The organism is Corynebacterium atrinae (assembly GCF_030408455.1).
Classification (GTDB): domain Bacteria; phylum Actinomycetota; class Actinomycetes; order Mycobacteriales; family Mycobacteriaceae; genus Corynebacterium; species Corynebacterium atrinae.
In genome coordinates this window covers 591735-604431 of record NZ_CP046977.1, presented here as the reverse complement: position 1 = coordinate 604431, position 12697 = coordinate 591735, and the positions used below count along the sequence as shown (strand labels likewise).

At 62.5% G+C, this 12697-nt stretch carries 13 protein-coding genes; 5 read left to right on the top strand and 8 right to left on the bottom strand.

Going from position 1 to position 12697, the window contains the following annotated elements; all coding sequences use genetic code 11:
* Positions 1–348: 348 nt before the first annotated feature.
* The gene (locus CATRI_RS03075; protein WP_290219620.1) at positions 349–621 is read right to left on the bottom strand and encodes an anti-sigma factor; all 273 of its coding nucleotides are present in this window, start codon (positions 619–621) and stop codon (positions 349–351) included.
* Positions 618–1265 carry a sigma-70 family RNA polymerase sigma factor gene (locus CATRI_RS03070; protein WP_290219617.1) on the bottom strand — a complete coding sequence of 216 codons (648 nt, stop codon included), beginning with the start codon at positions 1263–1265 and terminating at the stop codon, positions 618–620. Before CATRI_RS03070 ends, CATRI_RS03075 begins: the two co-directional genes overlap by 4 nt.
* Positions 1266–1302: 37 nt before the next feature.
* Here CATRI_RS03070 and CATRI_RS03065 point away from each other — a divergent pair, with 37 nt between their 5' ends.
* Complete coding sequence (locus tag CATRI_RS03065; RefSeq protein ID WP_290219615.1) at positions 1303–1791, top strand: aminoacyl-tRNA deacylase; 489 nt, start codon at positions 1303–1305, stop codon at positions 1789–1791.
* Here CATRI_RS03065 and CATRI_RS03060 read toward each other — a convergent pair.
* Positions 1777–2436, bottom strand: a complete 660-nt coding sequence (locus CATRI_RS03060; protein WP_290219614.1) for an SOS response-associated peptidase — start codon at positions 2434–2436, stop codon at positions 1777–1779. The two genes, CATRI_RS03065 and CATRI_RS03060, sit on opposite strands and share 15 nt — an antisense overlap.
* 18 nt (positions 2437–2454) lie before the next feature.
* Between CATRI_RS03060 and aroA the strand changes: the two genes are divergently transcribed.
* Positions 2455–3732, top strand: a complete 1278-nt coding sequence (gene aroA, locus CATRI_RS03055; protein ID WP_290219612.1) for a 3-phosphoshikimate 1-carboxyvinyltransferase — start codon at positions 2455–2457, stop codon at positions 3730–3732.
* Positions 3725–4726, top strand: coding sequence for a ribosome small subunit-dependent GTPase A (rsgA, locus tag CATRI_RS03050; RefSeq protein ID WP_290219610.1), 1002 nt, complete (start codon positions 3725–3727; stop codon positions 4724–4726). Before aroA ends, rsgA begins: the two co-directional genes overlap by 8 nt.
* An 11-nt stretch (positions 4727–4737) precedes the next feature.
* Here the strand turns inward: rsgA and CATRI_RS03045 are convergent, their stop codons facing one another.
* From CATRI_RS03045 to CATRI_RS03030, 4 genes are all read right to left on the bottom strand, one after another.
* Positions 4738–6042 (bottom strand): fatty acid desaturase family protein, encoded by a 1305-nt coding sequence (locus CATRI_RS03045; RefSeq protein WP_290219608.1) that lies wholly within the window; start codon positions 6040–6042, stop codon positions 4738–4740.
* Positions 6043–6053: 11 nt separating this feature from the next.
* Positions 6054–7097 carry a ferredoxin reductase gene (locus tag CATRI_RS03040; protein WP_290219606.1) on the bottom strand — a complete coding sequence of 348 codons (1044 nt, stop codon included), beginning with the start codon at positions 7095–7097 and terminating at the stop codon, positions 6054–6056.
* An 83-nt stretch (positions 7098–7180) separates the two neighbouring features.
* Positions 7181–7687 (bottom strand): DUF6912 family protein, encoded by a 507-nt coding sequence (locus CATRI_RS03035; RefSeq protein WP_290219604.1) that lies wholly within the window; start codon positions 7685–7687, stop codon positions 7181–7183.
* On the bottom strand, positions 7688–8098 hold the full coding sequence (locus tag CATRI_RS03030; protein WP_290219601.1) for an HAD-IA family hydrolase: 411 nt from the start codon (positions 8096–8098) through the stop codon (positions 7688–7690). It lies immediately after the preceding gene.
* Between the two features lie 104 nt (positions 8099–8202).
* On the opposite strand from CATRI_RS03030, the gene CATRI_RS03025 reads away from it, so the two are divergent.
* Both CATRI_RS03025 and CATRI_RS03020 read left to right on the top strand, forming a co-directional pair.
* Positions 8203–8649, top strand: coding sequence for a hypothetical protein (locus CATRI_RS03025; RefSeq protein ID WP_290219600.1), 447 nt, complete (start codon positions 8203–8205; stop codon positions 8647–8649).
* Positions 8646–10118, top strand: coding sequence for an NAD-dependent succinate-semialdehyde dehydrogenase (locus CATRI_RS03020; protein ID WP_290219598.1), 1473 nt, complete (start codon positions 8646–8648; stop codon positions 10116–10118). The genes CATRI_RS03025 and CATRI_RS03020 overlap by 4 nt, the downstream gene beginning before the upstream one ends.
* Positions 10119–10124: 6 nt before the next feature.
* On the opposite strand, the gene secA is transcribed toward CATRI_RS03020, so the two are convergent.
* Positions 10125–12665 carry a preprotein translocase subunit SecA gene (gene secA, locus CATRI_RS03015; RefSeq protein ID WP_290219596.1) on the bottom strand — a complete coding sequence of 847 codons (2541 nt, stop codon included), beginning with the start codon at positions 12663–12665 and terminating at the stop codon, positions 10125–10127.
* Positions 12666–12697 lie beyond the last annotated feature (32 nt).

The window sequence follows — 12697 nt, the reverse complement described above, 5'->3', positions numbered from 1 at the left end:
CGGTCTTTGTCGATTCCGGGTCAAAGCAGGTTGTCAAGCCCCTGAGTCGATCAAAACCCGCACTACCTAACAACTTGGCCAGTTTGGAAGGGGGCTTTACCCCGAAGTTGTTAGGAAGTGCCGGTTTTGGGTCCTGCTCCAGTCCTGGCCTAGCTACGGGCAAAGGTTCTGAAGTTTCAGAATCACGATCGCGTCCTGAGGATGGATCTCCAACACCCTTCTATCCCTCAACCTGATCGCGACGCCCTCCTCGCGACTTTTAGGCCACTTTTCCGGCCTACGCCTAGCGCCACCTGGGATTTTGGAGCCTGGCCAGCGTTCCGGTCGCGATCAAGGCGTCGCGAGGAATCAGCCGAAGCGCGTGACTCGGATTTCCATGGAAATACGCTGCCGCAACGTCACGGGAGCGGCCTCGGCAGTGCAACACTTCTTCAGCAGGGCCCGGATCTCATGCTCGGATTGCAGTCGCCCGGCACACTCGGGGCAAGCAGCAATCTGAGCGAGGATGACGTGAGCTTCTTCCCGGCTGGTAGCTGGGTCGAAGAGGGCACACAAGTTTGATTGGATGTCCTCACAGCTGCAGTCACAGCTTTCGCCGCTGCGGTGGGGATCTGCGTTCATCGGGTGCTCGCTTCCGTGTCCTGCTGAGGGTCCTGCTGAGTGTCCTGCTGGGTGTCCTGCTGGTCAGTCATATCGGGGTGGTCGAGACCAATCCCTTGCTCTTGCGCTACTTCCTTTAACGCCTCGCGCAGTTGTTTTCTTCCCCGGTGCAGCCGGGACATTACTGTTCCCAGAGGCGTGCCCATGATCTCGGCGATTTCCTTGTAGGCCAGCCCCTCCACATCGGCGTAATACACGGCCATGCGGTAATCCTCGGGCAGCTGGTTCATAGCCTCGGCGATCTTGCCGTCAGGCATGTTCTTCAGCGCTTCAACTTCGGCTGATTCCAGGCCAGTCGAATCGTGGGAACTCGTGGTGTAGAGCTGGTGATCGGAGATCTCCTCATCCCAGCTCTGCGCAGGCTGCCGCTGCTTTTTGCGGTAGGTGTTGATGTAGGTATTCGTCATGATCCGGTACAACCACGCCTTGAGGTTGGTGCCTGGTTTGAATGAATCAAACGCTTTGTACGCCTTGAGGAAGGTCTCTTGGACGAGGTCTTCGGCGTCGGTGGGGTTACGGGTCATGCGCAGTGCACCGCCGTACAGCTGGTCGAGCAAGGGCAGTGCCTCTTCCTCGAAACGGGTGGCGAGCTCTGTTGCTGTCATGGGAACCATTCTAGGGCAGCAGTGCATAATGGCAGACATGGCCAAGAAGAAGAAGGCGAGCGCCCCCACCGCCGCAGTTCAGGTCCTCGTCGACGCCAGCATTCCCCATCAGCTGCAGCGTTTCGACGCCGGCCACGACCACTTCGGCGAGCATGCCGCCGCTGCTCTCGATGTCGACCCAGGCCTCATCCTCAAGACACTCGTCGTGGATACGGGGACGGGCTTAGGCGTGTGCTGCGTCCCGGTGACCGGGAAACTCTCGCTGAAAAAGGCCGCCGCTGGCTTCGGCGTCCCCAAAGCCACCATGGCCGATCCGGTGAAAGCGCAGCGCTCCTCCGGGTACATTCCAGGTGGCATCTCCCCCATCGGTCAGCGCACCGCGCTGCCCACGCTTATCGACGCCTCCGTCACCCACGCCAGCACCGTTTACGTTTCCGGGGGTCGCCGTGGGCTGGACATCGGCCTGGCTCCGGGTGACCTCGCCGAGGTCACTGGCGCTAACTTTGTCGACCTAGCTGCCCAATAGTTCCGCGTAGTCGTTGCGGACGTTGCCCACTGCTTTATCAACCGGGCGCACCGTGAGGTTGGCTAAGTAGTCCACGGGGGTGGGATGCAGGAGCTCGGCGGCTTGCTCCGGGGTGCCGTGCGTCCACTGCTCGATCTCCTCTTTCGCAAGCAACCTGGGTAGGCGGTCGTGTAGCCAGTCCAGGGGCTCAATAGCCGCGGTGGTGACGATCGTCGAGGACAGCTGGTTGACCCCAGTTGCCCACAGTGCGGCGGCCCACATGATCTGGCCGGAACTGACCAAGTGGGGCACCTTTCCCTCGCCACTGTCGTGCCATTCGTAGTAGCCATCCATGGGGATCAGGCCTCGCTGGTTCCGGAAGGCATCCCGGAAGCTGGGCTTGGCGGCGATGGTCTCACCCCGGGCGTTGAAGAGCGGTGGGCCGGAGTCATCCTTTTTCCATTGGGGCAGCAAGCCCCAGCGGGCGGGATCGAGCTGCGCGAGGGATTCACTTAGACGAACCAGCGGCACCACCTGGGTGGGGGCGATGTTGTAGCGCGCCCCGGAGGTTCCTTCTGGCGCGTAGACTTCCTCGACTCCGGGCAGGGCGCCGACCTGCGTGATGAGGGATTCGCCGGTGGTGAAGAGAACAAATCGTCCGCACATGCCCCTATTATGTAGGACATGACTGCCAACTGGACCGCGCCGACCGCTCACGGACCGATCCGGTGGACCCAGCACATCCCCGGCTCCAAATCGATTACCAACCGTGCCTACATCCTCGCCGCCCTGGCCGACTACCCCTCGGAGATTCACGGAGCTCTGCACTCCCGCGATACCGCTCTCATGGCGGATGCTCTCCGCGCGATGGGCACTACTATTCGCGATATCAACGGTGTTATCTACGTTGATCCAGCCCGGCTGCACGGCACCAAGGTCGAATGCGGCCTCGCCGGCACAGTCATGCGTTTCGTGCCGCCTGTTGCCGCCTTGGCCAGCGGGCCCGTGCTGTTTGATGGAGATGTCCAGGCCCGCACCCGCCCCATGAGCACGATCCTTGATGCGCTCCGCGCGCTGGGGGTAACCATCACCGGCGATACCTTGCCCTTCACCGTCGAAAGCTCGGGCATCCCGGAGGGCGGGACCGTAGAGGTCGACGCCTCGGCGTCGTCCCAATTCGTGTCGGGCCTCCTGCTCTCTGCCCCCCGCTTCGCCAAGGGCATCACGGTTCGCCACGTCGGCGCCAAGCTTCCCAGCCTGCCCCACATCGAAATGACCGTAGCCATGCTGCGCCAGGCGGGCATTACGGTGGATGAATCCGAAAACGAGTGGCATGTCCACCCCGGCCCTATCCAGGGTCGGACCTGGACTATCGAGCCGGATCTGTCCAATGCGACTCCCTTCCTCGCTGCGGCGGCGGTCACCGGCGGGTGCGTCACGGTGCGCAATTGGCCCCTGGATACCACCCAGCCGGGCGATGCTATTCGTCTCATCCTCGAGCGGATGGGCTGCGCGGTGGATCTCATGGCTGCCAGCTCGGGCCCCGGGTATGACCTGCAGGTCACCGGGCCGAAGCAGGGTCAGCTCCACGGCGTCAACCTTGATATGTCCGATATCGGGGAGCTCACGCCGACGGTGGCAGCTCTCGCCGCGCTCGCCTCCGAGCCATCGATCCTCAGCGGTATCGCGCACCTGCGCGGACACGAGACCGATCGCCTGGCGGCGCTGAGCACTGAGATCAATAAGCTAGGCGGGAACTGCCAGGAGCTGCCCGACGGCCTGCTCATCACCCCCGCGCCCTTGCACGGTGGTGAGTGGCATTCCTACGCCGATCACCGCATGGCCACTGCTGGAGCAATCATTGGCCTGGCGGTGGAAGGCGTCGAGGTCGAGGATATCCAGACCACCGCGAAAACCCTCCCCGGTTTCGAGACCATGTGGGCGGACATGGTTCATGGCTAAGCGGAGGTGGGACGAGTCCGACGTCCGCGTGCGACCGTCGAAAAGCTCCCGGCCGCGCACCAAGGACCGCCCCTCGCACGAGGACGCAGAGTTCGGCATGGTGGTGACCAAGGACCGAGGTCGCTGGGGGGTCGTCCTCGACGGCCACGAAGCACCAGTGGTCACCATGCGGGCCCGCGAGTTGGGCCGCACGCCCATTGAGGTCGGCGACCGGGTCGGCGTCGTCGGCGATACCTCCGGGAGGAAAGACACCCTGGCGCGGATCGTCAAATTGGAGGAACGCACCTCGGTGCTGCGCCGCACCGCCGATGACACCGATCCTTATGAGCGCATCGTCGTCGCCAATGCCGACCAGCTGCTCATCGTCACCGCGGTCGCCGATCCCCCGCCGCGCGCCGGCTTCGTCGAGCGCGCCCTCATCGCCGCCTTCGTGGGCAACCTCCACCCCATCCTCTGCCTGACCAAGTCGGACCTCGCGGATCCGAGCGAGTTCGCTGCCGAGTTCACCGACTTAGATGTCACGGTGGTCACCGCCGGGATCGACGATCCCCTCACAGAGGTACAGGAGCTTATCGACGGCCACGTCACCGCCTTCATCGGCCACTCCGGCGTCGGCAAGTCAACGCTGGTCAACCGCCTTATTCCTGATGCGCACCGGGAAACGGGCGTGGTATCCGGGGTGGGCAAGGGTCGCCACACCTCTACCCAATCCGTGGCCCTGCGCCTGCCAGACGGCAACGGCTGGATCATTGATACCCCTGGCATCCGCTCCTTTGGCCTGGCTCACGTTGACGCCGACACCGTCGTTGGCGTCTTTGAGGATCTGGCCGCCGCCGCGGAGAACTGCCCGCGGGGCTGCACTCACCTCGGCCCCCCAGCCGACCCGGAGTGCGCGCTCGACCTGTTTGCGGAGGACTCGGCCTCCGCGCGGCGTCGAGAAGCAGTGCGCAAGCTGCTTGAGGCATTGCGCACCAACAACGACTGGGAGATGTAACTCCCTGTCGCCTAGGCCTCGACGGCGACCTTGTTGCGCCACTCCGGCGTGCGCCCGGAGAAGTTGAGGATCGCTTCCTTGACCGTGGGGCGCAGCTTCTGCAGCAGCGGCAGGGCGGTGCGCAGGCCAGCGCGGTGGCCCTCCTCGTTCGCCCCGACCCACAGCTTCTCGGCGACCTCGGGGTACTTGGCAAAGGCCACGTTCGAGCGCACCTCCGGAGCGTTGTCGCGATCAGCCGCCAAATACTTGTTGGGCAAGGTCAGCTTGAGCAGGGTCTTTTGCACCTTGACCAGCTGCGCCGGGAAAGAATCGGTGTTGTACGGCAGGTCGAAATCATTGCAGATGGCGCGGACCCGCTCGCCGATTGCCGCAAGACGGTTCGACGGCATATCCGGGAAGAGGTGGTGCTCAATCTGGTAGTTGAGGTTGCCGGACAAGATGGTGAGGATCTTGCCGCCATGGAAGTTCGCGGAACCCAGCATCTGGCGCAGGTACCACTCTTCGTGGGTCTCGTTCTTCCACTGTTCCTTGGTAAAAGTCTCCGCCTCATCAGGGAAGTGACCACAGAAGATCACCGCGTAGGCCCACACGGAACGGACGAAGTTGGCGGTGGCATTGGCGGTGATGGTGTGCTTGAAGTTCGGGCCCGTCAACGCCGGGTAGAGGACGTAGTCACGCAGGCCCTGCGTCCCGGCCTTGCGCATGGACTCCCAGAACTTCGGAGAAATCTCCTTCCACTCGGCGCGTCCGGCGGCGACCTTGCCCAACTCGACGTCGTAAAAGCCGACCGCCCACTGGAACATCGATGCCAACGTCAAGTTAATCACCGGTTGGAAGGTGTGCATGGGGGTCCACTTGCGGTCGCGGGTGACTCGCAAAACGCCGTATCCGACATCGGTATCCATGCCGAGGATGTTGGTGTACTTGTGATGCGCAAAGTTGTGTGTGTGCATCCACTGCGACGACGGGCAGACGTTATCCCACTCCCAGGTGGTGGAGTGGATCTCCGGATCATTCATCCAGTCCCACTGGCCGTGCATGACGTTGTGGCCAATCTCCAGGTTCTCCAGGATCTTCGACAGCGAGAGCAGGCTCACTCCGGCGATCCAGAAGGGCTTCCGATTGGAGAAGAACAGGGCGCCGCGTCCGGCGATCTCGATCCAGCGCTGCACGCGGATGAGCGTCTTGATGTAACGAACGTCCTGCTCGCCGAGGTCGGCCTCGAATTCCTCCTTGATGGCGTCGAGGCGACGACCAATCTCGAGAATGTCCTCATCGGACAAGTGGGAGTAGGCCTTGATGTTGTCGATTGCCATGTGGGTAGCTCCTAGACGTCGATGGTGATGTCGCCAGCGGCTACGCCGACGCAGGTACGGATGCGTGTTCCGGGTTCGTGGGTTTGGCCGGTGCGCAGGTCGAGAACATATCCGTCGGAGAGTTCCCGCACACAGGTCTGGCAGATGCCCATGCGGCAGCCGAAGGGCATCTGGACGCCGGCCTCTTCACCGGCCTCGAGGATGGTGGTGGCCCCGTCTGCCTCGACGGTGACGCCCCGGGTGCCGAAGGTGATCTTGCCGCCCTTGGCATCGGAGGCACGGTCGAGGGTGAAGCGCTCGACGCGAATTTCCACTTTGTTTTCGTCGGCCCAGGTCTCCAACTCGTCGAGCATGGTGGCCGGACCGCAGGCGTAGAGCACGCGGTCGGCGAAGTCCGGCACCAGCTCCTGCAGCACCGCCGGGGACACGCGGCCATCCTCCGAGGTGACCTGGATATGGGCGTCATAGTCCTGGAGTACGTCTTCAAAGATCAGGTCCTCGCGCTTGCGCACCGAATGAACGACCTCGATATCAACGTCCTGGCGCTTGGATTCTAGTGATCGCAGCATGGCGATGACCGGAGTCACCCCGGAACCAGCGGTGACGAAGAGCAGCTTCGACGGCATGGGATCGGTGAGGTGGAAGTCACCGGCGGGGGCCGCGAGGCGAACATTGATCCCCGGGCGCGCTGTACCAACGAGGTGGTTGGACAACTTGCCCTTTTCCACGGCGCGGACGGTGATGGCGAATAGCCCATCGCGGGTATCCGGGGAGTTGGTCAACGAGTAGCTGCGCCAGGTGAAACGACCTCCCACGCGCAAACCGATACCGATGTACTGCCCGGCCTCGAAGTGGACGGGCACACCCCAGCCCGGCCGGATTACGAGGTGGATGGTGTCATCCGGGAAGCGCTCCACGCTTTCGATCTTTCCGCGGAGCTCACGCTTGGACCACAAGGGGTTGACCAAGCTGGTGTAATCGTCGGGAAGCAGTGGCGTTGTAAAACGTCGCAAGACGCCACGGACACCGGCGAGACCATCGGGTGACGTAGACATCGACCCCTCCTTTTGCTGACAAATATTACGTTGTCGAAGCCTACGGGACCGTAACTACACTGTCCAACAACCCACGAGGCGTGTCAGAGCAATTCCACCAAAAAGGGCAGTTCAGTCGGGTCATAAAAAGCCATGAAATTGTCTTGGGCGTCGCCCACCACCAACTCAGCGTCGACGTCCCCCAGATCCGAGGCATCAATAGCGTCAATTGCCGCCCTGGTGGCGTCCTCCGACTCCTCGATATCAATGTGGATCGCCGCGAGATCATCTACCGTGACCTGAGGCGGAAGCAGCTTAACGATGCTCTCGCCCAGATCAGGCTGCATCTCCACCACCGAATCATCAATATCAACGGACAGGACCACCCGACGGTTCGGGAACGTCTCCTCATCGCCGATGGCGAGCAGCCGCAGCGATGCCTCCGCCGCATCGAGGAAGGCAGCATGCGCAATCTCCTCCTCGTCTCCTGCGGTGTAGAACTCCACCAAGGCTGGGGTGACGGCGAACCCCCACCCGGACCGAGCCGTCAGAGTACCGGTCTCATTCAATCCAGCCAGCATGCCGAAAGTGGCCGGCAGATAGACGCGCACTTAGAACTCGCCCTCGATATCGAAGATCGAGCAGATCTCAATGACAGCCCGGTCAAAGACCTGGTAGAGCACCCCCACCAATCCTGCTTCAACAGCGCCGCGCACATTGAGGATCGAATCGTCGACCAGCACGCAATCATTCATCGGCAGGTCGATGGCAGCAGCCGCAGCAGCGAAAGCCGCCTCTTCCGGCTTCTCCGCTCCGATCTCGCCGGAGAGCAGCACAGCATCAACAATGCCGCGGAATTCCCACTCCCGGATGTGCTCCGCGCCGGGGCCGCCCGGATCGTTGGAGAGGATCGCCGTGGCCACACCATTGGCCTTCGCCGCAGCGAACAGGTCACGCCAGCGCTTTTGATCCTCCTCCGCTCCGTCCAGTACCCCTACATAGTCGACGATTAGTCCACGCACTCTTTAGCTCCCTTTTCATATCCCATAACCGGGCTTGACGTGTCACAATAGTACCCAGCCCACGCCGCGTCTGCCCTGATGAACTCACCAGGAGCCAGAAGCCCATGTTGACACCCATTCCCGGACTCACCCACCTCAAGGTGTTGGTCCCTTCCGCCCCGCTTATCGACGTCCCCCCTACCGCACCTCGCACCACCCCCATAACGGACAGCACACAGCTGTCCACCTCCCTGGTCGTCGTCGCATTGGAAGCCGCCTTCGGCATGCGCCGCGCTAATCAACTCAACGCCAACCGCTTCGGCATGGCCGTGCGCACCCACATCGCCGCCCGACAGCGCTCGGGCCAACGGCCCGAGCCAGTACGGATGGGAGCCCTGCACCTTCAAGAGGACGGCGAACTCTTCGGCACAGCCCACGCTGGCGGGCGGGCCTACGCGTTTACCGGGTGCGTCGACAAGCAACGGCTGCTCAGCTTTCGGGTGCTGTCCAGCCCTTCGGCGAACTATCCTGGCGATCACCCCTCCCGCCCAACACCAAGGAGATTTTCATGAACACCACCATCGATGCCCTCCTCGCGAAAGTTCCTACCGGCCTGCTGATCGGCGGGCAGTGGCGAGACTCCTCTGACGGTTCTACCTTCGCGGTTGAAAATCCGGCCACCGGCGAGGTGCTGTTGACGTTGGCGTCCGCGACGTCGGACGATGCCCGCGCCGCGCTGGATGCTGCGTGTGCCGTCCAGGACGAGTGGGCACGCATCGCACCGCGTGAGCGCGCTGAGCTGCTGCGCCGCGGTTTCGATTTGGTCCAGGAGCGCAAGGAGGAGTTCGCGACCCTCATGACGTTGGAGATGGGCAAGCCCCTCGCGGAGGCGCGCGGCGAAGTGAACTACGGCACCGAATACCTGCGCTGGTTCTCCGAGGAGGCGGTGCGCGACTATGGCCGCACATTCCCTGCCCCGGAAGGTACGTTGCAGATGCTCACGCGCCGCAAGCCAGTGGGCCCGTGCTTGCTCATTACTCCGTGGAACTTCCCGCTGGCGATGGCGACCCGCAAGATTGCTCCGGCGATCGCCGCGGGGTGCACGATGGTGCTCAAACCCGCGAAGCTGACGCCGCTGACCTCGCAGTACTTCGCCCAGACCATGCTTGATGCGGGTCTTCCGGCGGGAGTGCTCAATGTCGTCTCGGGTTCTTCTGCCTCGGCGATTTCCGAGCCCATTATGGCCGACCGTCGCCTCCGCAAGATCTCTTTCACCGGCTCCACCGCCGTGGGCAAGTCGCTCCTCAAGGCCGCCGCTGATAACGTCCTGCGCACGTCCATGGAGCTGGGCGGTAACGCCCCCTTCCTCGTATTCGAGGATGCGGACATTGATCAGGCCGTTGAGGGTGCCATGGGCGCCAAAATGCGCAACATTGGTGAGGCTTGCACGGCCGCGAATCGGTTTATCGTGCACGAGTCAGTCGCGGAGGAGTTCTCCACCAAGTTCGCCCGCCGGATCAGCGAACTCACCCTCGGCAATGGGCTCGACGAGGGCGTGACCTGCGGTCCTCTCATCGATGAGAGTGCCCGCGAGTCCATCACCCAGCTTGTCGACGACGCCGTGGCCCAAGGCGCGCGCGCCCTCACCGGTGGTACTCCCGGCCAGGGGGCCGGGTACTTCTACACCCCAACGGTGCTTATCGACGTCCCCCGCGAAGCCCGAGTCGCCCAAGAGGAAATCTTTGGCCCCGTCGCTCCCATCATTACCTTCCGCGAGGAAAAGGAGGCCATCGCGATTGCCAACGACACCGAGTACGGCCTCGCTTCGTACGTCTACACCGAATCCGTGGACCGTTTGTGGCGGCTGTCCGACGGCCTCGAGTTCGGGCTCATGGGAGCCAACGTCGGGGTCATCTCCAACGCCGCCGCCCCCTTCGGCGGAGTCAAGCAGTCCGGAATGGGTCGCGAGGGAGGCGCCGAGGGACTGGCCGAGTACACCACTCTCCAGTACATCGGCGTGCGCAACCCCTACGGCTCTTAAAGCAGGTTAAGCCTCAGCGTTTTCCGGCTCTGGCTGGGCAAACTGCTTGCGCAGCAGGAAGAGGTTGCGCACGGTTTCTTCCTGGATGGCGTCCTTCATGGCGTCGAACATGTCGCCGCCTTCCTTTTGGTACTCGACCAGCGGATCGCGCTGCGCCATCGCGCGGAGGCCGATGCCCTCCTTGAGGTAATCCATCTCGTAGAGGTGCTCGCGCCACTTGGTATCGATGACGGGCAGGATGACCATGCGCTCAATGTTGCGCATCTGGGCCTCGCCGCCGATGGCGGCGACGTTGGCTTCCAGCTCGTCGTACTGCTTGTGGGCGTCCTTGGTCAGTGCCTCGGTGAGCTGCTCCGCGGTGATTTCACCGGCGGAGCCATACTCGGTGCCGTCGACGAGGCTCTGCCAGGTGAAGGTCGGGCCATAGAGGGACTCGAGTGCGTTCCAGAGTTCATCGAGATCCCAGTCCTCCACGAAGCCGACGGCGGTAGCGCCATCGACGTAGGCGGCGATGGTCTCGTCGATCATGTGCCGAATGTTGGTGGCGATGTCCTTGGACTCGAGGATCTCGCGGCGCTCGGCGTAGATGACCTTGCGCTGTTCGTTGAGCACCTCGTCGTACTTGAGGACGTTCTTGCGCATCTCGAAGTTTTGGTTCTCCACCTGCGCCTGGGCACCCTTGATGGAGTTGGTGACCATCTTGGCCTCGATCGGTACGTCGTCGGGGACGTTGAGGCGATTCATCATGTTCTCCATGGACTGGCCGACGAAACGGACCATGAGGTCATCGCGCATGGAGAGGTAGAAGCGGGTGGAACCGGGGTCACCCTGGCGGGCGGAACGGCCTCGCAACTGATTGTCGATGCGGCGGGATTCGTGGCGCTCAGTGCCAAGAACGTAGAGGCCACCCGATTCGCGGACCTGGTCGCCGAGGCGGGCCGACTTAGCCTTCACCTTCGGCAGCTCTTCATCCCAGGCGGCCTGGTAGGCCTCTTCGTCTTCGAAGGGGTCAAGGCCACGCTCGCGAAGCTTGATGTCACAGATAACGTCCGGGTTGCCGCCGAGCACAATGTCTGTACCACGGCCGGCCATGTTGGTGGACACCGTGACTGCAGCGGGAAGGCCGGCCTGGGCGATGATTTCACCCTCTTGCTCGTGGTGCTTGGCGTTGAGGACCTTGTGGGCGATGCCGCGCTTTTGCAGCAGCTGCGAGAGGTACTCAGAGCGCTCCACTGAAGTAGTACCAACGAGGACCGGCTGGCCGTTAGCCACCCGCTCTTGGATGTCGTCGGCGACGGCCGCGAACTTAGCCTCCTGCGTCTTGTACACGCGGTCGGTCATGTCGTCGCGGATGTTGTCGCGGTTGGTGGGAATCGCCACCACGTCGAGCTTGTAGATCTGGTGAAGCTCGGCGGCTTCGGTCTCGGCGGTACCGGTCATTCCGGCCAGCTTGTCGTAGAGGCGGAAGTAGTTCTGAAGGGTAACGGTGGCCAACGTCTGGTTCTCGTTCTTGATCTCCACGGCCTCCTTCGCCTCGATGGCCTGGTGCATACCCTCGTTGTAACGACGGCCCGCCAGGACACGACCGGTGAAGGCATCCACGATCAAGACCTCACCGTTGCGGACGATGTAGTCCTTATCGCGCGCGAACAGCTCCTTGGCCTTGAGGGCGTTGGTGAGGTAACTGACCAACTGAGAGTGCTCCGAGGCATAAAGGTTGTCGATGCCGAGCTGATCCTCCACATAAGCGACGCCGTCCTCCAGGACGCCGACGGTGCGCTTGCGGTGGTCCACCTCGTAGTGGATACCCTCACGCATGCGCGGAGCTAGCTGGGAAAAGACGTTGTAAAATTGCGAGGAGCCGTCAACGGGGCCGGAGATGATCAACGGGGTACGCGCCTCATCGATGAGGATCGAGTCGACCTCATCGACGATGGCGTAGTTGTGGCCGCGCTGCACCAGATCTCCGAGGGTTCGCGCCATGTTGTCACGCAGGTAATCGAAGCCCAGCTCGTTGTTCGTGCCGTATGTGATGTCGGCGTTGTAAGCAGTACGACGCTCATCGGGGCGCATCTCCGAGAGAATGACACCAACCTGCAGGCCGAGGAAGCGGTGGATACGGCCCATCATCTCGGCGTCGCGGCGCGCGAGGTAATCGTTGACCGTCACGATGTGGACACCCTTGCCCTCTAGGGCGTTGAGGTAGGCCGGCAGAACCGAGGTAAGGGTCTTGCCCTCACCGGTCTTCATCTCGGCGACGTTTCCAAAGTGCAGGGCCGCGCCGCCCATCACCTGGACGTGATAGTGCTTCTGTCCCAGAACGCGCCACGCTGCCTCGCGAACGGTGGCAAAGGCCTCCAACAGAATGGAATCGAGGTCCTCCCCCTCGGCCAGGCGGGACTTGAATTCCTCGGTCTTGGCCTTGAGTTCTTCATCGGTTAGAGCGGCGTACTCTTCGTCGAGTTGGAGAACGCTATCAGCGATCTTGCTCAGACGCTTGACGGTACGCCCTTCACCGGCCCTAAGCAGCTTGGACAATCCAAACACGTGCTGTCGTCCTTAATCTGTTGTGGAACTGG

Bases quoted from the DNA above. Each gene is read 5' to 3' on its own strand.
- CATRI_RS03075 (WP_290219620.1), bottom strand. From the start codon at position 621: ATGAACGCAGATCCCCACCGCAGCGGCGAAAGCTGTGACTGCAGCTGT.
- CATRI_RS03070 (WP_290219617.1), bottom strand. From the start codon at position 1,265: ATGACAGCAACAGAGCTCGCCACCCGTTTCGAGGAAGAGGCACTGCCC.
- CATRI_RS03065 (WP_290219615.1), top strand. From the start codon at position 1,303: ATGGCCAAGAAGAAGAAGGCGAGCGCCCCCACCGCCGCAGTTCAGGTC.
- CATRI_RS03060 (WP_290219614.1), bottom strand. From the start codon at position 2,436: ATGTGCGGACGATTTGTTCTCTTCACCACCGGCGAATCCCTCATCACG.
- aroA (WP_290219612.1), top strand. From the start codon at position 2,455: ATGACTGCCAACTGGACCGCGCCGACCGCTCACGGACCGATCCGGTGG.
- rsgA (WP_290219610.1), top strand. From the start codon at position 3,725: ATGGCTAAGCGGAGGTGGGACGAGTCCGACGTCCGCGTGCGACCGTCG.
- CATRI_RS03045 (WP_290219608.1), bottom strand. From the start codon at position 6,042: ATGGCAATCGACAACATCAAGGCCTACTCCCACTTGTCCGATGAGGAC.
- CATRI_RS03040 (WP_290219606.1), bottom strand. From the start codon at position 7,097: ATGTCTACGTCACCCGATGGTCTCGCCGGTGTCCGTGGCGTCTTGCGA.
- CATRI_RS03025 (WP_290219600.1), top strand. From the start codon at position 8,203: ATGTTGACACCCATTCCCGGACTCACCCACCTCAAGGTGTTGGTCCCT.
- CATRI_RS03020 (WP_290219598.1), top strand. From the start codon at position 8,646: ATGAACACCACCATCGATGCCCTCCTCGCGAAAGTTCCTACCGGCCTG.